At 71.8% G+C, this 23,451-nt stretch carries 21 protein-coding genes; 13 read left to right on the forward strand and 8 right to left on the reverse strand.

Features of this window, described 5'->3' with window-relative positions; genetic code table 11:
* Positions 1-5: 5 nt before the first annotated feature.
* Positions 6-1,850, reverse strand: coding sequence for a sensor histidine kinase (locus VZQ01_RS20235; RefSeq protein WP_223750988.1), 1,845 nt, complete (start codon positions 1,848-1,850; stop codon positions 6-8).
* A 493-nt stretch (positions 1,851-2,343) separates the two neighbouring features.
* On the opposite strand from VZQ01_RS20235, the gene VZQ01_RS20240 reads away from it, so the two are divergent.
* The 6 genes from VZQ01_RS20240 (at position 2,344) to VZQ01_RS20265 (ending at position 7,367) form a co-directional block, all read left to right on the forward strand.
* Positions 2,344-3,003, forward strand: coding sequence for a hypothetical protein (locus VZQ01_RS20240; RefSeq protein ID WP_223750989.1), 660 nt, complete (start codon positions 2,344-2,346; stop codon positions 3,001-3,003).
* Between the two features lie 62 nt (positions 3,004-3,065).
* Positions 3,066-3,644, forward strand: coding sequence for a YceI family protein (locus VZQ01_RS20245; protein WP_223750990.1), 579 nt, complete (start codon positions 3,066-3,068; stop codon positions 3,642-3,644).
* Positions 3,641-4,447 carry a Rieske 2Fe-2S domain-containing protein gene (locus VZQ01_RS20250; RefSeq protein WP_223784157.1) on the forward strand — a complete coding sequence of 269 codons (807 nt, stop codon included), beginning with the start codon at positions 3,641-3,643 and terminating at the stop codon, positions 4,445-4,447. The genes VZQ01_RS20245 and VZQ01_RS20250 overlap by 4 nt, the downstream gene beginning before the upstream one ends.
* Positions 4,448-4,626: 179 nt before the next feature.
* Positions 4,627-5,484 carry a hypothetical protein gene (locus tag VZQ01_RS20255; RefSeq protein WP_223784156.1) on the forward strand — a complete coding sequence of 286 codons (858 nt, stop codon included), beginning with the start codon at positions 4,627-4,629 and terminating at the stop codon, positions 5,482-5,484.
* Positions 5,481-6,809, forward strand: a complete 1,329-nt coding sequence (locus VZQ01_RS20260; protein WP_223750993.1) for a Kelch repeat-containing protein — start codon at positions 5,481-5,483, stop codon at positions 6,807-6,809. Before VZQ01_RS20255 ends, VZQ01_RS20260 begins: the two co-directional genes overlap by 4 nt.
* Before the next feature lie 18 nt (positions 6,810-6,827).
* Positions 6,828-7,367, forward strand: coding sequence for a hypothetical protein (locus tag VZQ01_RS20265; RefSeq protein WP_223750994.1), 540 nt, complete (start codon positions 6,828-6,830; stop codon positions 7,365-7,367).
* Between the two features lie 22 nt (positions 7,368-7,389).
* Here the strand turns inward: VZQ01_RS20265 and VZQ01_RS20270 are convergent, their stop codons facing one another.
* The 4 genes from VZQ01_RS20270 to VZQ01_RS20285 all read right to left on the reverse strand — a co-directional run bounded on the left by VZQ01_RS20270 (position 7,390) and on the right by VZQ01_RS20285 (position 10,685).
* Positions 7,390-8,970 (reverse strand): CBS domain-containing protein, encoded by a 1,581-nt coding sequence (locus VZQ01_RS20270; RefSeq protein ID WP_426748720.1) that lies wholly within the window; start codon positions 8,968-8,970, stop codon positions 7,390-7,392.
* A 183-nt stretch (positions 8,971-9,153) separates the two neighbouring features.
* Positions 9,154-9,327, reverse strand: coding sequence for a hypothetical protein (locus VZQ01_RS20275; RefSeq protein WP_170300510.1), 174 nt, complete (start codon positions 9,325-9,327; stop codon positions 9,154-9,156).
* 183 nt (positions 9,328-9,510) lie between these two features.
* Complete coding sequence (locus VZQ01_RS20280; protein WP_141332498.1) at positions 9,511-10,194, reverse strand: hypothetical protein; 684 nt, start codon at positions 10,192-10,194, stop codon at positions 9,511-9,513.
* 176 nt (positions 10,195-10,370) lie between these two features.
* Positions 10,371-10,685, reverse strand: coding sequence for a hypothetical protein (locus VZQ01_RS20285; RefSeq protein WP_223750996.1), 315 nt, complete (start codon positions 10,683-10,685; stop codon positions 10,371-10,373).
* 135 nt (positions 10,686-10,820) lie between these two features.
* Here VZQ01_RS20285 and VZQ01_RS20290 point away from each other — a divergent pair, with 135 nt between their 5' ends.
* Together VZQ01_RS20290 and VZQ01_RS20295 are read left to right on the forward strand one after the other, a co-directional pair.
* Positions 10,821-11,774 (forward strand): TFIIB-type zinc ribbon-containing protein, encoded by a 954-nt coding sequence (locus VZQ01_RS20290; RefSeq protein ID WP_426748721.1) that lies wholly within the window; start codon positions 10,821-10,823, stop codon positions 11,772-11,774.
* Positions 11,771-12,742 (forward strand): zinc ribbon domain-containing protein, encoded by a 972-nt coding sequence (locus tag VZQ01_RS20295; protein WP_426748722.1) that lies wholly within the window; start codon positions 11,771-11,773, stop codon positions 12,740-12,742. The genes VZQ01_RS20290 and VZQ01_RS20295 overlap by 4 nt, the downstream gene beginning before the upstream one ends.
* Before the next feature lie 10 nt (positions 12,743-12,752).
* Here the strand turns inward: VZQ01_RS20295 and VZQ01_RS20300 are convergent, their stop codons facing one another.
* Both VZQ01_RS20300 and VZQ01_RS20305 read right to left on the reverse strand, forming a co-directional pair.
* A complete protein-coding gene (locus VZQ01_RS20300; RefSeq protein WP_426748723.1) occupies positions 12,753-14,165 on the reverse strand; it encodes a serine/threonine-protein kinase in 1,413 nt (470 codons plus the stop codon).
* Positions 14,166-14,286: 121 nt separating this feature from the next.
* The gene (locus tag VZQ01_RS20305) at positions 14,287-15,462 is read right to left on the reverse strand and encodes a serine/threonine-protein kinase (RefSeq protein ID WP_426748724.1); all 1,176 of its coding nucleotides are present in this window, start codon (positions 15,460-15,462) and stop codon (positions 14,287-14,289) included.
* A 231-nt stretch (positions 15,463-15,693) separates the two neighbouring features.
* Here VZQ01_RS20305 and VZQ01_RS20310 point away from each other — a divergent pair, with 231 nt between their 5' ends.
* The 5 genes from VZQ01_RS20310 to VZQ01_RS20330 all read left to right on the forward strand — a co-directional run bounded on the left by VZQ01_RS20310 (position 15,694) and on the right by VZQ01_RS20330 (position 21,641).
* The gene (locus tag VZQ01_RS20310) at positions 15,694-16,065 is read left to right on the forward strand and encodes a helix-turn-helix transcriptional regulator (RefSeq protein WP_223751000.1); all 372 of its coding nucleotides are present in this window, start codon (positions 15,694-15,696) and stop codon (positions 16,063-16,065) included.
* A 50-nt stretch (positions 16,066-16,115) separates the two neighbouring features.
* Positions 16,116-16,553, forward strand: coding sequence for a helix-turn-helix domain-containing protein (locus VZQ01_RS20315; RefSeq protein WP_141332397.1), 438 nt, complete (start codon positions 16,116-16,118; stop codon positions 16,551-16,553).
* Positions 16,554-16,693: 140 nt separating this feature from the next.
* Entirely contained in the window at positions 16,694-17,071 is a 378-nt protein-coding gene (locus tag VZQ01_RS20320) for a response regulator (RefSeq protein ID WP_426748725.1), read from the forward strand.
* Positions 17,068-19,629 (forward strand): ATP-binding protein, encoded by a 2,562-nt coding sequence (locus VZQ01_RS20325; protein ID WP_426748726.1) that lies wholly within the window; start codon positions 17,068-17,070, stop codon positions 19,627-19,629. The genes VZQ01_RS20320 and VZQ01_RS20325 overlap by 4 nt, the downstream gene beginning before the upstream one ends.
* Positions 19,626-21,641: a response regulator gene (locus VZQ01_RS20330; protein WP_426748727.1), complete on the forward strand. Its 2,016-nt coding sequence runs from the start codon at positions 19,626-19,628 to the stop codon at positions 21,639-21,641. Before VZQ01_RS20325 ends, VZQ01_RS20330 begins: the two co-directional genes overlap by 4 nt.
* A gap of 6 nt (positions 21,642-21,647) precedes the next feature.
* On the opposite strand, the gene VZQ01_RS20335 is transcribed toward VZQ01_RS20330, so the two are convergent.
* The gene (locus VZQ01_RS20335) at positions 21,648-23,225 is read right to left on the reverse strand and encodes an LVIVD repeat-containing protein (protein ID WP_426748728.1); all 1,578 of its coding nucleotides are present in this window, start codon (positions 23,223-23,225) and stop codon (positions 21,648-21,650) included.
* Positions 23,226-23,451: the final 226 nt, after the last annotated feature.

Here is a 23,451-nt window from a genome sequence, read left to right on the forward strand (position 1 = left end):
GGGGCTCATGCCGTCTCCGGCGTCCTGGGCAGCTCCACGGTGACGGTGGTGCCCAGCCCCGGTGAGCTCTCCAGGTGGATGTGCCCGCCGTGGGCCTCCACCACCTGACGGGAGAACCACAGCCCCAGGCCGAAGCCGCCGTAGTGCCTCAGCGGCACCGCGCGGCCGAAGCGCTGGAACAGGTGGGCGAGCTGCTCGGCGGGGATGCCGATGCCGCGGTCCCTCACCACCAGTCGCGCCAGGTCTCCGGGGATGCAGGCCACCTCCACCTCCACCGGGCGGCCCAGGCCGTACTTGAGCGCGTTGGACAGCAGGTGCGTCACCATGCCGTCCACGCGCGAGGCGTCCCAGCGCCCGGACACGGCGCCGTCGGCGCGCAGGAAGATGGTGGCGCCCGCGCGCTCCTTCTCCTCGGTGAAGCGCGTGAGCACCTCCCGGCACACGTCCACCAGGTCCACGGGCTCGGGCGTCAGGTGCAGCCGGCCCTCGGACAGGTGGGCCACCTCCAGCAGCTCGTGCACCAGCCGGCCCAGCCGGTCCACCTGCTGCACGGCGGACGTGGTGCGCGCCCGCACCTCCCCGTCCGAGGACATGCGCCGCAGCCGGGACAGCTGGAGCTTCAGCGCCGTCAGCGGCGTGTTCAGCTCGTGGCTCGCGATGGCGAGGAACTCGTCGCGCAGCTGGAGCGCCTGCTGCGTCTGGTGGAACAGGTGGGCGTTCTGCACGGCGGCGCTGGCGCGGCGGGCCAGCTCCATCGCCAGCTCCAGGTCCTCGGCCGTGTGGTGCCGGCCGGAAAGGCAGTGGCCCAGCGTGAGCGCGCCGAGCACGCCCTCGGGCGTGTCCAGCGGGACGGACAGCCAGGACGTGGGGGCCAGGGTGCGCAGCAGGGCGAGCGTCTCCGGCCCGCACGCGGTGGACTCCACCCAGGCCGCGTCGACCTGGGGGGCGAAGACGGGCTGGCCGCTGGCGAGCGCGCAGATGGGCGTGCCGGGGCGCTCCGGGGGGCGCCAGTGGCTGGCGGCGAGCAGGCCGGCGCACTCGGGGGTGGCGGCGTGGAAGGTGCGGCGCACCTCGTGGTCCGGCCCCATCACGTCGATGATGCAGAAGTCGCCCAGGGTGGGGACCAGGCCCAGCGCGACGCCGCGCAGGGTGTGGCCCAGGTCCAGCGACGTGGCGAGCATGGCGGTGGCGTGCTGGAGCAGGCCCACGCGCTCCACCTGGCTGCGCTCGGCGGCGAGCAGCCGGGCCCGCTCCAGGGCCATGGTGGCCTGCTGGGCCAGCATGTCGATGAAGGCCCGCTCCTCCTCGTCGAAGTCGTGCGCGCGGCCCCAGATGAAGGCCAGGCAGCCCACCGTCCTGTCGCGGGCGATGAGGGGCAGGCACGCGATGGACAGGTCTCCGTGCTCGGGGCGGGCGGGGTCGGCCGCGATGGGGAAGCGCTCGGCCAGGGTGGCGAAGTCGGACAGCCACAGGGGCGCGCGGGTGCGCACGGCCTCGGCCACGGGGACGTTGGCGCCCAGGGGGACGTGGGTGAAGGCGGCCTCGATGGCCGGGGGGCAGCGCACGGTGTGGACCAGCTCCAGGGTGGAGCCCCGGGCCTCCAGCAGGTAGAGGCCGCCGGTCTGGGCCTCCAGGGTGCGCACGGCCTCCACGACGACGGCGCGGGCGACGTCCTCGGAGGTGAGGGCGCCGGAGAGGGCGAGCGTGAGCGACTGCAGACTTCGCATGCGCGCGCTGGCGAGCTCGGCGCTGGCGCGAGCGCGGCGGCTCTCCGCCAGCAGCTCCACGCTGGGACCCGGGCCCTCGTCGGGAGGAGGCAAGCGGAGGCTGACGGACGAATGCTTCTCCATGCGCGGCTGCCCGATGGCGCAGGTGACACCCCGGGCTGCCTCCACTGAAACGCATCCGGAGCCGGATTTCCGGCCCCGGGCGGATGATTGTCGGGCGCCCGTCAGTCCCCTGCGCGGGCAGTGAACACACCGGCCGGGGTCTTCCGACCCCGAGCCCGGAGGAAGGTGGCTGTCGGACAGAGTCCGCCGCCCGTCATGCGGCTTCCGCAACGCGGAGTGTGGCGCTACCGTCGCCCCTGGGCCTCGGAGTCATGCTTCCGGGGTCACCACCTGGTTGGGAGGTTTCGTTCGGGTCCCCTCATGCAGGCCGTCTCCGGCCGCCTCTCGTCTTCCACATCGCGTCCACGAAACCCCTGGCCGGTCCCCGTTGCGGCGACTTTGCAATCGGTTCCGGGTTCTTCGTGAGTCACGTCGGCATGATGGAAGCAGGCCCCCGGCACCCCTGCCGCACCTGTCCGCCCCTCCGCCACGAGCCCCTCACGGATACCCACTGATGAACCGCCTCGCCGCCGTCCTCGTCATCCTGTCGCTGCTGTCCACCACCACCGCCCAGGCCCAACAGAAGAAGTCCCCGCCCGCGAAGGACGCGCCCACGAAGCAGGCCCCCGCCGAGGAGCAGGCCGCTCCGGCGGAGGACCCCTCGCTGGACTTCGACCTGCTGGAGCCCGCCGAGGACGTCGCCGCCGCCCAGGTGGACCCGGAGCTGCAGAAGCGCCTGGACCGGCGCCGCACCATGCTCAAGCTGCACCAGGGCCTGGGCTTCGCGCTGGCCGCGGGCCTGGTCACCACCACGGTGATTGGCCAGCTCCAGTTCAACGACTCGTTCCGCGGCGGCGGCGATGACCGCAACCTGCTGGGGCTCCACCGCGGCTTCGCCGTGGGGACCTCGGTGGTCTTCGCCTCGGTGGGCCTCTTGGGCCTGCTCGCCCCGGAGCCCTTCGAGAAGCAGAACGCCGAGTGGGACACCATCTCCTTCCACAAGCTCTTCATGTCCCTGGCCACCGCGGGGATGATCGCGCAGATCATCCTCGGCATCATGGCCACGGACCGCTTCGGCCGGCTGTCGGAGACGGACCTGGCCACCGCGCACCAGGTGGTCGGCTACACCACGCTCGGGGCCGTCACGGCCGGCATCTTCACCCTCTTCTTCTGAATCTTTCCCCCCGGGCGCCGTTGGCCTCGGAGGGACGACCTCTGCATCTCCTGGAGACGGACATGACCGTTCGACGACTCGCGCTGCTCACCACCCTGCTGCTCTCCGTGCCCGCCCTGGCCCAGGGGGGGGCCAAGACGTACGCGCTCAAGAAGGACGCCAGCACGCTCACCTACAAGCTGCACCACCCCGCGCACGAGGTGGTCGGCACCGCGAAGCCCAGCGACGGCAAGGCCCTGCTGAAGGCGGACGGCACGCTGCAGGTGGCCGTGCGCGCCAACATCAAGGACTTCGACTCCGGCAACGCCAACCGCGACCAGCACATGTGGGAGGTGACGGAGGTGGCCAAGCACCCCATCGTCGACTTCAAGGGCGTGGCGACGGGGGTGAAGCTGCCCGCGACCTTCCCCTCGAAGGTGCAGGTGACGCTCAAGGGCCAGCTGCTCTTCCACGGGGAGAAGCAGGGCGTGGAGGTGCCGGTGACGGTGCTGTTCAAGTCCGCCACGGAGGTGACGACGGAGGGCTCGTTCACCGTCAGCCTGGAGCAGTTCAAGATCGAGCGCCCGTCGCTGCTCATGGTGAAGGTGGACGACAAGCTGGTGCTGGAGCCCAAGCTGGTCTTCGTGGTGGAGGGGACGTGAGCACGTCGCGACGTGGCTTCCTGAAGGGCATCCTCGGAACGAGCGCGGCGGGCGCGGCCGCGACGGCGCTGCCGGGCTGCGCGCCGGACATCGACCCGGCGCCGGTGACGGACGTGACGGCCAGCGACGCGGGCGTGGTGACGCTGCAGGTCTCGCGCTATCCGGACCTGGAGCGCGTGGGCGGCGCGATCACGCTGCGCGTGGCGGGCGAGGAGACGGACCTGCTGGTGACGCACTCCGGGCAGGACACCTTCTCCGTGCTGTCCAACCTGTGCACCCATGCCGCGTGCCCGCTCGGCTTCGACGGGCGTGAGGTGGTGTGCCCGTGCCACCTGTCCAAGTTCAACCCCATCGACGGCGCGGTGACGCAGCGGCCGGCCACGGTGGGCCTGCGCAAGTTCGCCTCCACGTACAACCCGGGCAACCGCGAGCTGACCATCGAGCTGCGCGCGGGTCAGGGCGGCTTCCCCTCGGCGGTGAACGGCGAGGTGCGGCTGCCCTTCTCGCAGTTCCCCACGCTCAAGGACAACGGCAGCTTCGTGGAGGGCGTCCCTGGCGGCTACGGGAAGAAGATCTTCATCGCCCGCGCCTCGGATGGCTCGCTGTCCGCGGTGGACGCGCTGTGCACGCACCAGGCCTGCGAGGTGTCCGCGCGTCAGGCCGAGCAGGACTACATCTGCTTCTGCCACAACTCGACCTTCACGCTGCAGGGTGCGGTGACGAGAGGGCCCGCGACGTTGCCCCTGAAGAAGTTCACCGTGACGGAGACGACGGACGCGGTGGTGGTGACGGGCGTGCGGTGACGTCCGGCGCGCGGTGACGCGCGCGCGAGTGACGGCTTCGGCTCGAGGGCCTCGCGGGTCTCCACTCGGTGGAGACTCTCGGGGCCCTTGACGTTTTCCCGGGGCGTGAGAGCCCATGGGGCCTCTTGTACCCCTCGGGGAAATCGAGCATGGATGTCCTGGAAATGGAATCCATCTCAATGAGCAGGATTTGCGTGGGTTGGGCTCGCAGGGTGGGGGTCGGGGTCCTGTTGCTGGGGTTGTGTCTGCTGCCGTTCGGGTCGAGGGCGGAGGTGTCCCCGGACGTGAAGCGCTACCTGCTGTCCATCCATCGGCTGGTGGAGGACCTGGAGCACGAGCGGGCGCTGGAGCAGATCTCCCGGGCGAAGAAGGTGTCGAAGGGGCCCGAGGACGACGTGGCGGTGTCGCTCTACGAGGGCGTGGTGCTGGCGGAGCTGAGCCGCGGGAAGGAGGAGGCGGACGCGGCGTTCCAGGCGGCGCTCTTCCTGGACCCGGAGGCGAAGCTGCCGCTGGCGGTGTCGCCGAAGCTGAGGACGCGCTTCGAGGCGGTGCGCCAGAAGGTGCTCGCGGAGCTGGCGGCGCGGGGTGAGCGGCCCGAGCCGTTGAGGAAGGAGGACGGGGAGGGCGTGGGTGCGCGCATGGACGACGAGTCCGCGACGGGGAACTCGGACCGGGTGCTGCCTGGCGGTGACGGCGCGCTGTCCGGGCGGGCCGTCTCCCTGCGCGAGCGGGCGTGGATTCCGGCGGCCGTGGGCGGGGCGCTGGCGGCGGGGGGCGGGGTGATGTGGTGGTTGGCGTCGCGGGAGGAGTCGAAGCTGGATGAGCCCTCACCGGACCTCCGCTCCCGGGACGATGCGCGGAAGGTGGCGTCGCGTGCGCGGTCGCTCCAGTCGGTGAGCGTGGGGATGCTGGTGGGTGGCGTGGTGGGGCTGGGGGTGGGGACGGGGATGTACCTGTTGGGGGCGCCGCGGGCACCGCTGGCGCTGACGGTGGGGACGGATGGGACGTCCGCCTTCGTGTCCGGGAGGTGGCCGTGAGGACGGGGATGCGGTTCGTGGTGGCGGTGGCGTGTGTGCTCGGCCTCCAGGCCGTCGTCTCGTGCGTCGACGTGGAGGAGCGGACCTCGCGCTTCTGCCGGGAGCACCCGGAGATTTGTGACGCGGACGCGGGCGCCCACGATGCAGGAGACGCCGGGGACGCGGGGCCCGACGGAGGTGTCGACGCGGGTGATGCGGGCCCTGACGGAGGCCCCGACGCGGGTGACGCGGGCCCTGACGGAGGTCCCGACGCGGGGCGTCCCCGATGGGACGCGGCGGGGACGCCGAACACGGCGCGGACGGGGCACACCGCGACGTTGCTGGCGGATGGGCGCGTGCTGGTGGTGGGCGGGTTCTCGAACGCGAGTGGGACGGGAGCGCTCACCTCGGTGGAGCTCTACGACCCCCGGAATGGCGGCTCGTGGACGAGCCTGCCGCCCCTGCAGGTGGCTCGGGGTGAGCACACCGCCACGTTGATCTCCGGAGGGAAGGTGCTGGTGGTGGGCGGCCGCGCGGGGGCCACTCCGACGAAGAGCGTGGAACTCTATGACCCGGCCTCGGGCACCTCACCCCGACCGGACCTGCCGATATCGGCTCGCGCGAGCCACGGGGCGGTGCTCCTGCCGGACGGGGACGAGGTCCTGGTGATGGGAGGCGGGGCGAACGGGGAGACGGGCCTCGGCGACTCGGCGCGCTACGCGGTGTTCGGAGGGACCTGGTCGACCGGGAGCGGCTCCATGCGCGCGGAGCGCAACGTCCTGTCCGTCACGATGGTGCTCAACCGGGTCTTCGCGGTCGGTGGCTACAACGCGAGTCGGACCGAGGGCAGCTACGACGTGTACACGCCAGGGGAGGGGTGGAGCGTCGCCGGTGGTCCCTTGCTGGAGCCTCGGCACGCTCATGCCGCGGCGGTGATAGGGCAGGGCGAGGCGGCCGCGCAGCTGCTCATCACGGGCGGCAAGCGAGGGGATGGCGCGGGCTCCGTCATCGCCCTCTCCTCGACCGAGTTGATTCCGACCGAGGAGGGCAGCGGCAACACCCCGATTCCCATGGACGCGATGTTCGACGCGCGCTTCGCGCACACGGCGACGACCCTGAAGTCGGGGGACGTGCTGGTGGTGGGGGGCTCGGAGGCGGACTATGACTCGCTGTCGACGGTGGAGCTCTTCGACTCGAACCAGCTCGAGTGGGTGCTCCGGCCCGCCCTGCCGACGGCGCGCGCGGGACACACGGCGACCCTGCTCGATGATGGCTCGGTGCTGGTGATTGGCGGGCACGGCTCCAATGGCGCCGCGCTGAAGTCCGCCGAGCGCTACTGGCCCTGACGCACGGAGGAGGCGCGCATGGTGACAGGATTCAAGCGGCGGCTGGCGGAGACCATCGCGTGGTGTCTGCCACGCGCCGAGGCCGCCAGGGCCGGGGTGACGACGCGCTCGGTGGAGCTGATGCCGCCGGTCTGCGGGCATGACGGCGACACGCTGGTGTTCCAGTTGTTGAGCGCGCCCGCCGTGCCCGCGGAGGCGGTGGACTTCATCGTCGAGCGACGTCGCCGGGCGCTCGAGCGGCTGAAGCTGCCGCTGCCGCCGCTCGGAGACTTGATGGGCGGGCGGGTGTTCGCGACACACTTCGACTCGGACCTGTGTGGCGCGGCGACGCAGCCGTCAAACGGCTATCTGGATGATTACGACATCCCCGGCTGGGACACCTGGTTCGCGCACGACAGCGAGTGGAAGGGCGACTACACAGAGGTCCACGGCGGCCTCGTCTACGGCTGGGTTCCGCCCGTCCTCCTCGAGCTCGCGGACCAGGGGTTCTATGTGATTCCCGTGTCCAGCGTGTGGTGGGTCGAGGACGCGGAGCTCCGCCGACTGATGGCGACGTGAGCTCCGCTTCCTCGAGGTGACTTCAGCGCAGCCGCGTCCAGAACGAGCGGCGCGCGGAGATTCGCTCCAGGGCGTGTTGCAGCTCCTCGTCCGCGTCGGCGCGCTGGGCGATGTCTCCCAGCGAGATGATGCCGACGAGCCGGTCATCGCGCTCGATGACGGGGAGCCGGCGAATCTGCCGGCGGGCCATGATGTCGATGAGACCATGCAGGCTCTCGTCGAGCGTCACCGCCTCCACGTCCTCGGTCATCACGTCCGCGGCACGCAGTTGCTCCGGTGAATTGCCACCGGCGAAGGCGCGCAGCGCGAGGTCCCGGTCCGTGACGAGCCCTACCAGGCGGTCCTGCTCGTCGACGATGGGGACGACGCCGCAGTCCTCGTCCTTCATGATGCGAGCCACCTCGCGCAGCGGGCTGTCACGCCGCACCGAGCGCACGTTGCGCGTCATCACGTCGCGAGCCGTCAGCGGCTCCCGCTGCCATCGCTTGGACATGCCGAGCGGCGGTGCGCGGTAGTCCTGGCTCCGGTCCTCGCGGATGTGGTCCGCGACGAAGGCGCGCTCCGAGCGCTCGACGCCAGACGTGCCACGCGAAGACGAGGACGTGCGCTCCGAACGAGAACCTCCTCGCGAGGACGAAGACACCTCACGGCCCTCGCGTGAGCCTTCCTCCGGACGCACCACACCGGAGCGCTCACGCGACCGCGCGGACATCTCTCGCTCCTCGCGCCAGCCCTCATCGGAGTGCTGCCGCGAAGGCGCGGAGAGGTCGCGACCGCCGCGCACGCCACCCTCCGAATCGGAGTGCTGACGTGAGGGCGAAGCGCCGCGCCATCCACCCTCTGCGCGCTCCGGGTCGGAGTGCCGACGCGACGGCGCGGCCAGGTCGCGACTGTCACGCCATCCGCTCCCAGCGCGCTCACCCGGGCGGCTCACGTGCGAGCGCGCCTCGAACTCGAGCGTCTCCTGCGCGAGCCCCAGCTCCGTGTCGACATCGCCCGTGTGGAACGCGCGTCCCTCGCTCCGGCGCGGCGGCTCATGGAGCGTGCTCGTCTCCAGCGGCAGCGGCGCCTCCTCGCGAGCCCGCCAACCCGAGACCGAGCGCGGCGCGTCCCCACGCATCCGCGACTCCTCGCCGCCGTACCCCTCCCGGTTCCACGACCGATAGTCCGCGGGCTGGGGCGAAAGCTCCTGGTCCTGCGTCCCCATGCGCGCCCGAGGCCCCACGCCCGTGGCGTAGCGGTCATCCCGGTCATCGCGTCCATAGGGTCCGCCCTGGACACCTCCGCTCGCCCACGCCTCGTCGGAGCGGTCCTCCACCGCCGTCCGGGGCTGCGCCATGCGCAGCGAAGCGGCGCGGTGATAGCGTCCCTCCCGCGACGAAGGCGCCTCATCCCGAGCGGGGTTCCAGCCCGACACATCGGACTCACTCCGCTCACGAGACCCAGGCGGCGCCGCATCCGCCGGCCGAGCCGTCTCCATCCCGGGCCGAGCGGCGGCCCCCCGCGCCTCATCCTTGCCGTTGTCCATGCCTCGATGCGCCATGCGGCGCACGCTGGTGACGGCCCCGCGCTCCACCAACCCGCCACACCCACGCGGACCCACCCGAGTGTCCGCTTCCCATCGGCCCCGCGCACCGACTTCCCACGAGCCAACACCCGCGCCGCCCTGCACCGGACACGCCCCCCGACCGGAGGGCCCGACACGGGCCCCCGCGAAACGAAACGCGCGTGCCCCCAAGCAAGGGAGACACGCGCGAGCTTCAGCGAACCGAAGGACGACCGCGCTCTAGCAGCAGGGGTCGTTCTTCTCCTCGCAACAGGCCTGCGTGGTGGAGACCTGGGGCGAGGTGCTCTGCGTCTCGGTGGAGGAGGTGGACGTGGCGCTGCCATCGCCTCCGTGGATGCGGGCGAGGTCCTTCACGAACAGCTCCTTCAAAGTCTTCACCTTGTGGCTCTTCATGATGCGTCTCCCGTAGGGGTGAGGCCGGTCGCCGAATCGACCGGCACGCCAGAGCGTAGGCCCCGCCCGGAAACCCGGGAAGCGTCATGTTTCACATGACTCACCGTGTCTCACGACTCACGCGAGCCCACTGAAATCCTCCACCACGCTCCCGAGCGCGGACGCCGTGCAGCGAATGCTCGTTCAGTGGACGGCCCAGCGCTCCGCGATTTCCTCACACGCGAGCACCACGTCACTGAGTCGGCGGATATGCGCGCGGGGCGCGGTGAAGAGGGTGCCCGCGAACACGTCCACCACCTGCACCATCCGGTGGTCCGACGGACCCAGCTGACACAGGTGCTGCTCGGCGAAGCGCTGCAGCATCGTCCCGATGTACTGCCCGGAGCGCTCATCCAGCGGATGGTGCTTGGAGAAGTAGAGCTTCATCAGGCCCACGCGTGGATTGCCATGTCGGTCCATGCGCTGCAGGACGACCTCCGGCCGCACGCTGATGGTGACCCCCGCCATCTCGAGCACGGGAGGCTCGGCGCCCACGGGGCTGATGATGGTGTCCTCCAGCCCCAGCCACGGCACCAGGTCCGCGAAGCGCTCCAGCGCCTCCGAGCACAGATGCAGCCGCTGCGCCTCGAACTCCGACTGAGGCACGCTGCACGCGAAGCGGCGCTGGTGCTCGCGGAGGATGGCCGGGTCCAGGTCACGACACAGGAAGTCCGTGATGGCGAGCGACGCCTCCGGGTAGCGCAGATACTGCTGCTCGGGCGGGTGCTTCTGGTCGTAGATGATGCGCTTGCGACGAGCCGGGGTGGCGGTGAGGTACTCACCCAGCTTGTTCACGGATACACGAGGCAGCTCACGGACTTCCGCCATGGAGTTTCCTCCCCCTGGATGTGCTGGCGAATGAGCACACAGTACAGGGAGGGGCTGACATTCCAGACGGGGCGTGAGGGATTGCGCGCGGGGTCGCCAGACACTCAATCGAGAAGAGGCCGTGGCCCGAGGGGACCTGGAGGGTTCGGGAAAGCCCCCTCGGGCCGGCCGTGAAGTCAGTCCTTCTCCTCCTCCAGGCTGCCCGGGAAGGCGGTCCAGTAGAGGTCGGGAAGAGGATTGGTGCCCGCGTCGCTGCGGGGACCGTCGCCGTCCGGGATGTCGTCCAGGATGGCCTCCGGCGTGCGCTCGGCGGGGTCGATGGGGTGGGCGCGTCCGTGACGCTCGGGCGCGTCGTCGTCGGGCGTGGAGGGCGGGACGCGGGGCGGCTCACGCTCCTCGCGGGGCGCGGGCTCGCCCCGGGGACCGGTGGGGCGCCCGTAGAAGTCCTCGGCGGGCTGGGTGGCGGGCTGTCGTCGCGGGTCCTTCGCCATGATGGAATCCTCCGTCTGGATACAGTCATGACGCGGAATGCCTCCGGCAACCCGGCTATCGTCGTGGCGCAGAAGTCCGCACGGCGAGCGGGCGGGCGAGCGCCTGTCCGCTTCGCCTCGACAAGGAGTGGGGTGATGGCATTGGGGCACGAGGAGCCGGCCGCGGCGCTGACGGAGCCGAGGCTCCGGCTGGGGTGTCAGTCGTGTGGCGCGATGCTGGTGTTGGAGCCCTCGCTGCGCACCACGCGCTGCCCGTATTGCGCCGCGCCCTCCGTGGTGGAGCGCCCGTCGACGCCCGGGGTGCCCGAGCCGCGCTTCGCGCTGGGCTTCTCGCTGAACCACGCGGCGGCGCGGGAGAAGGTGTCGCACTGGCTGCGCTCGCGCAGCCGCTTCTGTCGCTCGGGGATTCGCGACGCGAAGCCGGGGGACGTGCACGGCGTCTATGTGCCCGCCTACCTCTACAGCGCGCTGGCGACCTCCCGGTTCCAGGCCTCCATCGGTGAGAACTACCAGGAGCAGGAGCGCTACACGACGACGGAGAACGGCAAGACGGTGACGCGCACGCGCATGGTGACGCGCACCGAGTGGCGCCCGTTGAGCGGCCAGGTCTCCGGCTATGTGGCGGACGTGCTCGTCACCGCGTCCAATGGCTTGCACAACGACGAGCTGGAGGCGCTGGAGCCGTTCGATTTGCGAGGGCTCGCGCGCTACACGCCGGCGCTGGTGTCCGGCTGGGTGGCGGAGGAGCCGTCGTTGACGTTCGAGGCGTGCCTGGAGAAGGCGCGCGAGGAGGTGTCGGCGCGGCTGTTGGACAGGCTCGCGGCGCTGATGCCCGGGGACTCGCATCGCGAGTTGAGCCACGACAGCCACCTGGATTGGGAGTCGTTGGACGTGTGCCTGTTGCCGGTCTGGGTGCTGGCGGTGCGCTACGCGGACGACGCGGAGCCCCTGCGCGTGCTGGTGAATGGACAGACGGGCGAGGTGCACGGGAAGGCGCCCCTGTCCGTGTGGAAGGTGATGGCGGCGGTGGTGGTGGGCCTGCTGGGGGTGCTGGGCCTGTGGCTCTTCTTCCAGGGAGGTGGCCGATGAGCGCGGCCGTCAGCGTGTCGCCGTGCGAGCGGTGCGCGTGTGAGCTGGAGGTGGATGACCTGCGCTGTCCGGTGTGTGGCCTCGCGACGCCGGAGCCACCGAGGCAGGAGGCCGTCGTCGAGCGCGCGCGGGTGGTGCGCTGTGACAGCTGTGGCGCGTCGGTGGAGTACTCGGTGGAGGCGCGGGCGCCACGGTGTGACTACTGCGGCGCGGTGACGCATGTGGAGATGACGGTGGACCCGGTGGAGCAGGCGCAGGGGTGGCTGCCCTTCTCGGTGGAGCCGTCGGTGGCGGGCGAGGCGCTGTCGCGCTTCCTGGGGCGCAAGGCCTTCTTCCGGCCGTCGGGGCTGGCCGAGGAGGCGGCGCTGGAGTCCATGCGGCCCATGTGGTGGCCCGCGTGGGTGTTCAAGGCGGGCGTCGAGGTGAGCTGGACGGCGGACTCGGACGCGGGCTCGCGGCGCTCGGACTGGGCGCCCCACGCGGGGCAGACGCACCTGGACTTCTCCAACATCCTGGTCGCCGCGTCGCGCGGCTTGACGATGGACGAGTGCGACAAGCTCACGCCGCACTACCGCTTCGACGAGGCGGTGGGTGAGGCGCGAGGGCCGGAGGACGCCAGCGTCGAGCGCTTCGAGGCGACGCGCTCGGGGGCGAGGCGCCGGGTGTTCCAGTCGGTGGAGCGGCTCGCGAGCGATCACGTGCAGTCGAGCGGAGACATCCCCGGCCGTCGCTACCGGAACGTGCGCGTGGCCGTGGTCCTGTCGAGCCTGCGCACCACGCGGTGGGCCCTGCCGGTGTATGTGCTGGCGTATCGCTATCGCGGCAAGCCGTACCGCGTCCTGGTGCATGGCCAGGACGCGGAGGTGGTGTTCGGCGAGTCACCCATCTCCGCGTGGCGCGTGCTGGGCGTGGTGCTGGCGGTGCTCGCGGCGCTGGTGCTGACGATGCTCATCGCGGGGAGGATGTAGCCCCACGCGCTCAGGACGCGTCGGGCTCGTCGTCCGACTCGAGCGGCTTGCTCCCGCCCGGAGGCGTGACGTCCTCCTCCGGCCACGGCGCGTCCACGGCCCCGCTCCGAATGGACGTGGCCACCGACTCCGCTTCGACCCTGGACGTCCACCACGCCTCCTCTCCGTCGCGAGGCGCGGGCTCCTCCACCCGGGCGCGCGTCACCCCGCGCTTGCCCGGCACCCCGAACACCCGCGCGGCCTCCTCCGCCAGCGAGCCCTCGGCATCCACCTCCGCGCGCCCACCCGGCTCCAGCGGCACCGACGCCTCCTCCGCCGTCAGGTCCTCCGGATGCAGCCCGCCCTCCAGCAGCTCCGCCTGGTTGCGCCGGCTGGTCGCCTCCATCGCCACCCGCGAAATCTCCTCCGCCGTCGCGTGGCGCCCATACCCGGGTGCGTGCACGCTCAGCCATCCCCGCAGCACGCAGCCCATCTCCTCCGCCGTCTGGAACCGCTCCTCCGGCGCCCTGCGCAGCGCGCGCAGCACCACCGCCGCCAGCCCCTCCGGCACGTCCGCGACCAGCCGCGCCACCATCTCCGGCTCCAGGCTCGTCATCCGCGCGGCCACCTCGTCCACCGGCATCCAGGTGGGCCCCTGCGCCTCCAGCGTCAGCCCCTCCGGCAATGGCGGCGGCGGCGTGTCCTCCACCGCGAGCGGGTGGCGCCCCGTGAGCAGCTCCAGCAACACCAACCCCAGCGAGAACAGGTCCGAGCGCGCATCCACCCCCGGCGCGCGCAGGAGCAGCTCCGGTGACGCATAGGCCACGTCGCCCTTCACCAGCGGCCGGCTGGTCTCCTCCCGCCCCACCAGCCGCGACGAGGCCACGGTGAAGTTCGTCAGCTTCACGTCCCCATGCGTCCCCACCCGGATGTTCCGGGGGCTCACGTCCCGGTGCACGATGCCCAGCGGTCGGTTCCAGTCATCCACCGCCAGGTGCGCGTGGTGCAGCGCGTCCGCCACCTCCGCCACCACGAACGCCGCCAGCGCGGGGGACACGGGCCGCCGCCGCATCGCCGTCAGATTCAAGAGCGTGTCCAGCGACCGCCCCTCCACGTACTCCATCACCACGTGGGGCGCGCCCCGGTACACCTTCATCTGGTGCACCTGCGCGATGTTGGGGTGCTTGAAGCGGAACGTCAGGCTGACCTCCTCCACCAGCCTGCGCCGCTCCACGAAGGTGGCCGGGCTGCGCAGCCGCTTCACCACCACCAGGCCGCTCTGCCCGTCCCGGTAGCGTCGCCGCACCAGCATCAGCAGCTCTCCGGTGGAGCGCACCTCCAGCTTGCGCACGAACTCGAACACCGTGCCGCCCACGTTGAACAGCACCCGCGGCCGGCGCGGTCCTCCGGGAGAATCCTCCGTCGTCGTGTCGGGCGTCGTCATGGCCTGCCTCTCAACCTGGGAAGTGAGTTGGGCGCTACAGGATGCTCCAGGTAACACGAAGCCGGCCGTGATGGAATATCCGAGGTTGGACGACAACCATTGGACGTCAGGTGTTGAATGCCTAGTCCTGCCCGCGCCAGGGCTTGAGCGCGCCCTTGAGCACGTGCAGCCGCCGGCGCAGCCAGGAGCGCCAGGGAGCGACCGGCGGGGCCACCGGCTCGGTGGAGGGCGTGCGCGCGGACCCCGACGCGGAGCTGGCGCCCGGCCAGTCCGGCCAGCGCATCCACTGCCGCACCTCCCGGCCCTCCTCGTCCCCGTCGAACAGGGCCTCGTCCTCCTCCGTGACGGCCTCGTGCGGCGGCCGGGGCGGGAACAGCGGCGAATCCCACGTGTCGTCCGCCAGCTCCAGCGCCGCGCTCAGCGCGCCGAACAGCTCCGCGCCGCTCTGGAACCGTCCGCCCGCGTGCTTGTCGAGCAGCCGCAGCACGATGCCGTCCAGCACCCGGGGCACGCGCGGGTTGAGCACGGACGGCAGCTGCAGCCGCGCCGACTCGATGCTGGCCAGCAGCGCGGACGGCGGCAGGTGGGCCGGATAGGGGAAGGTGCCCGTGAGCACCTCGTGCAGCACCAGCCCCAGCGAGTACAGGTCATCGGTGGGCGCGAACCGGTAGCGCGCCCCCGGGATGCGCGGCCCCATCCAGAAGCGCAGCGACTCCGGGCTGCGGTAGCTGGGCGTGCCCGGGGGCAGCCGGTCCTCCGTCAGCGACGGGGCGCACGGATGGTCCCCCGAGCCGAAGTCCACCAGCACCGGCTCCCCGTCCGACGCGCGCACGATGATGTTGCTGCCCTTGAGGTCGCGGTGCACCACCCCCGCGCCGTGGATGGCGTCCAGCGTGAGCGCCAGCGACGCGAACACCTGCGCGGCCCGGCGCGGCGTGGCCTTCTCCGTGGTGGCCCACCTGGCCAGGGTGGGCCCCTCCACGTAGTCCATGATGAGGTACAGGTAGCCGCGGTGCGCGTCCGGCCAGCGCCGGTAGCCCAGGAGCTCCACCACGTTGGGGTGCGCCAGGTGCATCAGCAGCCGGGCCTCCCGCTTCGTGCGCGCGTCCACCCGCGCCTCGTCGTTCTCCGAGGGGCCCTCCAGCGCGAACTTCAGCGCCACCGTGCCCTTCGTCTCGCTCTCCGCCAGGAAGATGGCGCCGTAACCCCCGGTCGCCAGCCTCCGGATGATGCGCAGGGCCCCCAGCTGCTCCGACGGTTGGAGCAGCAGCGGGTGCATCGCCTCCAGGTCGCTCATCGTCCCATCCTCTCCGTCTGTCCCCACCCATGAGGGCATCACCAGACCCGAGACCTTCGAGGTCGAATCCCACTCGGGAATCCGAAACCCCGACAGCGAATCTGGATGACCTTGGTCAACCCCTGACGTCATTAGCATGGCGGCCTCCTTTTTGGGTAGTCTGTCCCTCTCATGAGGTAGGGTGTGACGCGGACGATGTGGTAGGGAAACTGCCCGAGAGGCGCGGGGACCATGAACGAGGAACTGGCCATCACCGTGGGGACGGCGGCGAAGGCGGCGCGGGCCCGGTTGGGATTGACCCAGGCGGACGTCGCGGAGCGCGTGGGAATCGCCATGGAGGTCTACAGCCGCATGGAGCGCGGCCGCGTGCTGCCCAGCGTGACCACGCTGCGCAGGCTGTGCCTGGTGCTGTGCATGGACGCGAACGCGCTGCTGGGGTTGTCGGAGGGCGCGCCCGTGGCGGTCCGTGGACCGGTGGGCCCGCGCGTGGAGGACCCGCCCGTGCTGCGGCGGCTGCTGCGCTCCTTGCGCGCGCTGGAGCCGGAGGCGCTCAGGGCCGTGGTGCAGGTGGTCCAGGGCGCGCTCGCGCTCCGGCGGCGCTGAGGGGACGGGAAACTTGCCTCCCCCGCGCGCCGTGCGACGCTGCCCCCATCATGCGTGAGCCCGTCGACCACAAGCTCGCGGCCATCCTGGGAGGGGCGGCGCGGACCGCTCGCCTGCGGCTGGGCCTCACCCAGAGCGACGTGGCCGAGCGCGTCGGCATGGCCATGGAGGTCTACAGCCGGCTGGAGCGTGGCCGGATGTTGCCTCGCACGCAGACGCTCAAGCGGCTGTGTGACGTGCTCCAGGTCTCCTCGGATACGCTGCTGGGGGTCGGCCGGGGTGGTGCTCCGCTGACGCCCGTGACGCGCAAGCCGGAGCGCGAGGACCCGCTGGAGCTGCGCCGCATGACGCGCAAGCTCCGGGAGCTGGAGCCCTCGCAGCTGCGCGCGGTGTCGCGCGTCGTCAACGCCGTCGTGTCGGTGATGCCGCCCCGGGCCGCCCCGGTGAAGCAGGCCCGTCCGGCGCGGCGGCGCAAGGCGACCGGCTAGGCGTCCGGCGCCGGGAGGCTGGGAATGCGCGGGCGTCGGGTGTTGAATCCCCGACGCGGAACCCTGGACAGACGTCCACTCCCCAGGTTCCCCGCACGTGGGTTAGCACACCCTTACCCCCCCAGAGGAGGTCCGCCCCCATGACGACCCTTCGCAAGGTGATGCTGGTGGATGACGAAGAGGACATCCGCGCCATCGGGAGGCTGAGCCTGAGCCGGGTGGGGAAGTGGGACACGGTGCTCGCCGCGTCGGGCGCCGAGGCCCTCGCCAAGGCCGCCGAGGAGCTGCCGGACCTCATCCTCCTGGACGTGATGATGCCGGGCATGGACGGGCCCACCACCTTCGGTGAGCTGCGCAAGCAGGCGGCCACGTCGAGCACGCCCATCATCTTCATGACCGCCAAGGTCCAGAAGCAGGAGGTGGAGCGCTACCTGGGGCTCGGCGCGGTGGGCGTCATCAGCAAGCCCTTCGACCCCATGACGCTGCCCAAGGAGATTCGCAAGCTGGTGCCGGAGTGAGCGGCACGCGCCTGTCGAAGCGCTCCGTCGCCCTCGCGGTGGGGGCCCTGCTGGTGCTGTGCGCCCTGTTCGTGGTGGGCCGCCCCTGGGGCACCGCCCGCATCGACGCGTACCGCACGGGCCTGCAGCAGCTGCGTCTGGCGAGCGCGGAGCTGGAGCAGGACGTGCTCCGTGAGCGGCTGGGGCTGCCCGAGCGCCATGGCTCCCACGCCCAGGCCTTCGCGGCGCTGAAGGCCCGCGCGGAGTCGCTGCGCGACGTGCCGCCCTTCCTGTCGGAGGAGGAGGCGCGGGTGATGGCCTCGTCGCTGGACGCGTACCTGGGCGCGCTGGAGGACAACCGGCTGCTCCTGGAGCGCTCGCGGGCGGCCCAGGCCCGGGGTGAGCAGCCAGGGGCGGACGCCGCGATGCAGGCCCTGTTGGAGCGCTCGGCCAGCGCGCAGGCGGAGCGGCTGGTAGGCACCTTCATCCAGTTGCACGAGCGGGCGCAGGTGGCCAACGAGCGCACGCGCGTCGTCTTCTTCGCGGCGTCGCTGCTCCTGGGAGCGTACGTGGTGGTGGTGCTGGTGCGGCTGTCGCGCGCGTCCGGGGAGCTGGCCACGCTCAACGCGGCGCTGGAGGAGCGCGTGGAGCAGCGCGGCCGGGAGCTCGTCGCCGCGAGCGAGGCGCAGCGCACCACCCAGGCGCGCAAGGCGGCCATCCTGGAGGCGGCGCCGGACGGCATCCTGCTCATCGACGAGGCGGGGCGGCTGCTGGAGCTCAACCCCACGGCGGAGAAGGTCTTCCGGCTCACGGCGGCCCAGGCGGTGGGGCGCGAGTTCCTGGGGCTCGCGCTGCCGGCCTCGCTGCCCGCGGGCAAGCGCGAGGAGGTCTCCGCCGCGCTGGGCGAGACGTCCGGCGTGGCCACGCGGCTGGAGTCGCCGTGCCTGCGCGCGGACGGGAGCATGTTCCCCGCGGAGCTGACGCTGGTGCGGGTGCCGGGCGAGGGGCCCGCGCGCTTCACCGCCTTCGTGCGCGACATCACCGAGCGCAAGGAGGTGGAGCGGATGAAGAACGAGTTCGTCTCCACGGTGAGCCACGAGCTGCGCACGCCGCTGACGTCCATCCGCGGCTCGCTGGGGTTGCTCGAGGGCGGCATCGTCGGCGAGGTGCCGGAGCCGGCGCTGGAGATGGTGCGCATCGCCCGCTCGAACACGGAGCGGCTCATCCGCCTCATCAACGACATCCTCGACCTGGAGAAGATGGAGGCGGGCATGCTGGAGCTGAAGCTCGCCTCGCTGGATGCGCGAGAGCTGGTGGAGGCGACGCTCAGCGGCCTGAGGGGCGTGGCGGACGCGGCGGGCGTGGTGCTGCGCGCGGACGTGGAGGAGTCGCCCCGCGTGCGCGGAGACCGGGACAGGCTCATCCAGGTGCTCACGAACCTGGTCTCCAACGCGGTGAAGTTCTCCACCGGCGGCGCGGAGGTGGTGGTGCGCGTGCTGCCGGAGGTGCCGGGGCGCGTGCGCTTCAGCGTGGTGGACTCCGGGCCCGGCATCCCCGAGGAGCAGAAGGACCGGCTGTTCGCGCGCTTCCAGCAGCTGGACGGCTCGGACACCCGCTCCAAGGGCGGCACGGGCCTGGGGCTGGCCATCTCGCAGGCCATCATGAACCAGCACGGCGGCGGCATCGAGGTGCTGAGCGCGCTGGGCAAGGGCTCCACCTTCACCTTCACGCTGGAGGCCGCCAGGCCCCTGTCGGGCTCGCACCCGGCGGTGGTGGCGGCGGCGACGGCGCGCGACACCAGCCGGCACGACGTGCTGGTGGCCACGGCGGATGGGGAGCTGTCCGCGTTGCTGCGCGGGTTGCTGTCGCAAGAGGGTTACCGCGTGGTGCGGGCGGTGAGCCTGGCGGAGGCGCAGAAGGTGCTGGAGGCGGATCTGCCGGACGCGGTGGTGCTGGACACGCGGATTCCGGATGGGCCGGCGCTGGACTGGGTGCGCTCGCTGCGGGAGCAGCCGCGCACGCGGGCGCTGCCGGTGGTGGCGCTGTCGGGGCGCTCGTCGGAGGGCGAGGGCGTGGGCACGCCGCTGGTGGTGGACTGGATGTCGCAGCCCTTGGAGGAGTCGGGGCTGCTCGGCGCGCTGCGCCACGCGATGCGGCGACCGGGGCAGGCGCGGGTGCTGGTGGTGGACGACGACGTGGCCACGCGGCGGGTCATCTGCGCCAGGCTGGAGCGGCTGGGGCGGGTGCAGGTGTTCGAGGCGGCGGATGGGGAGAGCGCGGTGGAGCTGGCGCGGCGCACGCCGCCGGACCTCATCGTGCTGGACGTGGGGCTGCCGGGGCTGGACGGGTTCGAGGTGGTGGACATCCTGCGCCGGGGACGGGGACGCACGACGCCGCTCATCGTCTTCACGGGGCGGGACCTGTCGCGCGCGGACCAGCGGCAGCTGACGTTGGGGATGACGCGGCACCTGAGCAAGGCGCGCTCGTCGGAGGAGGAGCTGGTGGCCTCGGTGCGCGAGCTGCTGCACGAGTTGCTGTCCGGCAAGGACGGCGAGCTGGAGACAAGGGCCGTTTCATGACCGACGCGAAGACGCTGCTGTTCCTCGAGGACGACAAGGACTTGCAGAGCCTGGTGTGCGCCTTCCTCCGGGAGAAGGGCTTCCGGGTGGAGACGGCGCGCACGGCGGCGGAGGCGCGCGCGGTGCTGGCGAAGGTGCCGGTGGACGCGGCCATCGTGGACGGCTTGCTGCCGGGGGTGACGGGGGCGGACTTCATCCGCGAGCTGCGCGGCCAGCAGCCGGACCTGCCGGTGTTGTTCGCGTCGGCGTTCTGGAAGGACCTGAAGAGCCACGAGCTGCTCACGCGTCAGCTCAAGGTGGCGCGCATCATCCACAAGCCCTACCGGCCGGACGAGCTGTACCTCTGGGTGAATCAGCTCTTCACCAAGGCGTTGCCGCCGGCGCCGGCGGGGCCTCGGGCCCTGGCGGACGTGGACCTGGTGCGCGACGAGCTGGCGGCGAGCCTGGTGGCGCTCAACCAGGAGTACGGCGCGCGGCTGAAGGACAAGGTGAGCGGGCTGGAGGCGCTCTTGTCGGCGGCGCGCGCGGGGGACGGGGCGGCGTTGGAGGAGGCGGGCGTCGTCGCGCACAAGCTGCATGGCACGGCGGGCAGCTATGGCTTCACGGAGGTGAGCCTGGCGGCGGGGCGGCTGGAGGATGCGCTCCGGGCGGGGAGGGACTGGGGCCTGGTGGACGTGACGTTCCGGGAGCTGGCGGCGACGGCGTCCGTGCAGGTGACGCCGCCGGCGCGCAAGGAGGGGCCCTCGGCGGTGTTGCCGACGGAGGGGGTGTTGTTGGTGGTGGACGAGGACCCGGCGGTCCTCGAGGAGGCGCAGCGGCTGGGGCGCGCGCACGTGGTGCGGGTGTTGTCGGCGCGCACGGCGGGCGAGGCGGTGGTGTTGGCGCGCAGGCAGTGGGTGGACGGCGTGCTCATCCACATGCACCTGGGTGGGGAGATGGGCGGCATCCAGGCGGCGCACGAGCTGCGCTCGACGGAGGGGCTGGGCTCGTTGCCGTTGGGGTTCACGGGGGTGTCGGGCGGGTTGGAGGACCGGGTGGCGGCGGCGCACGCGGGGGGCTCGTTGTTCCTGCCCAGGCCCTTCACGGCGACGGACTTCGCGGCGGCGGCGGAGCGGATGGTGGCGGCGCGGCGGCCGGAGCGCTCGCGGGTGCTGGTGGTGGACGACGACCCGGAGGCCATCGCCGCGCTGGTGCACGCGCTGGCGAGCGAACAGATTGAGGTGGTGGGGTTGGGGGACGCGCACCGGTTGATGGAGGCGCTGGCGGAGCATCGGCCGGACCTGTTGCTGTTGGACGTGCAGATGCCGGGGCCGAGCGGCTTCGACCTGTGTCGGATTTTGAGGTCGATGCCGGCGTGGCAGGAGCTGCCGGTGTTGCTGATTACCGCGCACCTGGGGTTGGAGTTCCGGCTGGCGGCGTTCCAGGCGGGGGCGGACGACTACATCTCCAAGCCGGTGTTGAAGGAGGAGCTGCGGGCGCGGGTGCAGGCGCGGCTGGAGCGGGCGCGGCTGTCGCGCGAGCGGGCGGAGCGGGACGCGCTGACGGGGCTGATGTTGCGGCGGCCGTTCATCGAGGGGGTGAGGAGCAGGCTGTCGGAGGCGCAGCGTCAGCAGCGGCCGTTGTCGTTGTGCTTCCTGGACGTGGACCACTTCAAGCGGGTGAACGACAAGTACGGGCACCTGGCGGGGGACCGGGTGCTGACGCGGCTGGGGCGCCTGTTGGGAGCGCGGTTCCGGCGCGAGGACGTGCGCGGGCGCTGGGGAGGGGAGGAGTTCGTGGTGGGGCTGCTCGGGGAGACGGCGGCGAGCGCGAAGGCGATTCTGTCGCGGACGATGGCGGAGGTGGCGGAGATGACCTTCGACGGCGACGGCGGCGAGTCGTTCCGCGTGACGATGAGCGCGGGCATCGCGGAGTCGCCAGGAGACGGCGCGACGATGGAGGCGCTGCTGCGCGTCGCGGACGCACGGCTCAATCGCGCGAAGACGAACGGGCGCAACCGCATCGAGGTGTGAGCGGCGTCACTCCCCCGGAGGCTCCGTCAGCACCAGCAGTCCGCGTGACGTATCCACGACATAGACATGGCCATCCCCGGGCACCTGGAGCCCGGTGGCGCCTTCCTCCATCGAGTCCCCGCGTCCCGGGTCCGTCTCGCGGAAGCTGTTGAAGTACGCCACCTCGCGCGGCTTCGTGGGGTTGCTCACGTCCAGCACGCGCAGCCCCTCCTGGTGGTACGTCACGTACAGCCGCGAGCCCCTCAGCTCCATCGCTCGCGGGGACACCACGGCGCGCAGGCCGTACTCCCCTATCTTCACGATGTGCCGCGGCTCGCTGACATCCAGCGCGCGCAGCCGCGCCCCCATGCCCAGGCTGCTCTCGAAGGCCACGATGCGCCCGCCGAACGTGCCCACCGCGCTCGCTCGGCTGTTGGCGTACGGATACGTGTAGTGCCCCAGCACCCGGACCCCCGAGGACGCGCGCGCGTCGACGACCTGCAGCCCCGCGCCCCGGTGATTCACATACAGCCGGCCCTGGTAGCTCACCGGGCCCCGGGAGGACGGCTGGTCCGGCATGCGCATGCCGGAGACGATGCGCTCCAGCAAGCGCGGCTCCGCGGGCTCGCTGATGTCGAACATCAAGGTGCCCACCGCCGCGTCCGTGGACACGGCATACAGCCGGTCCCGGTCCACGCTCACCATCGACACTCCCGGCGAGGCCCTCGCGGACACGCGGCGCACCAGCACCGGCGCCGAGGGCACGGAGACGTCGAGCACCACCACCCCCGAGCTGGCGCTCGCGACGTAGAGCATCCCGCCCTTGAACGTCGCGCCCCGCCAGTCCGTGTCCCCTGGCGTGCTCAGCTCCGCCACGCGCAGCGGCACCGCCGGGTCGCTCACGTCGAACACCGTGAGCCCCCCCGGCCGCCCACGCCGGTCCTGCGAGATGACATACGCATGGCGGTCGATGAGCTGCACGTCCACGGCCGGACCCAGGCCCACCGCGCGCTCGGACACCAGCCGCATCCCGCCGGAGATTTCATGCTCGCCCTGGAAGCGCGTGACGCGCTCGGCGCGGAACGTCCCCGACTCCACCAGCACCCCGTCCCGGCACCGCGTGAAGCACCCCGTGACGACGCGAGGGTTCACCGCGTTGCAGCCCGCGAAGGTGAACAGACCCCCATCCGGCGTCTGGCTGGCGATGAACAGCGTCCGCGCGTCCCAGACGCCCGCCACGGCGTTGGCGCCCTGCACCTGCTCGGGCGTCCCCGCCGCGTTCAGCTTGAAGCCCCCGCCCACGGGCACGAAGCGCGCGGGAGCCCCGTTGCGCGCATCGATGCGCAGCAGGCTGCGATACACCCCCATGCGCTCCAGCTGCTCCAGCGTGTGGCGTCGACAGCCGGACAGGTCGAAGGACTCCAGGCTGCCGCACGCGGCCCCGCTCTCGACGACGCCGCAGACGGACAGCGGCCCGTAGTCACTCCAGTCGCCGAGCTCCTCCAGCGGCGTGTAGCGCCCATCCCAAGGGGGCTCATCCGACGACGCGCAGCCCGTCGCCAGACAGGCGAGCAGTGCCATCGACGCTAGCAGCGCGGGCCGCATCGCGTACCTCCCGGGTGGAGAGCCACGCGCCGGCCAGCGAGCTCCCGCTCCAGGATTGTAGGAATGAGGTCGTCCGCTCGGGAAGCGCACGCCGCCGCGGAGTGGTGAACGCCATACGTCTTGGGGGATGTGCCCTGTGTTCGCCCCCACCCACCACGGCGGATGCGGGACGCCCGGTGTCCACGGGGACACATCCCGAACGCCCCCGACGCCAGCAGGCGCTGAC

This window comes from Myxococcus faecalis, assembly GCF_050039385.1.
Taxonomy (GTDB): Bacteria; Myxococcota; Myxococcia; order Myxococcales; family Myxococcaceae; genus Myxococcus; species Myxococcus fulvus.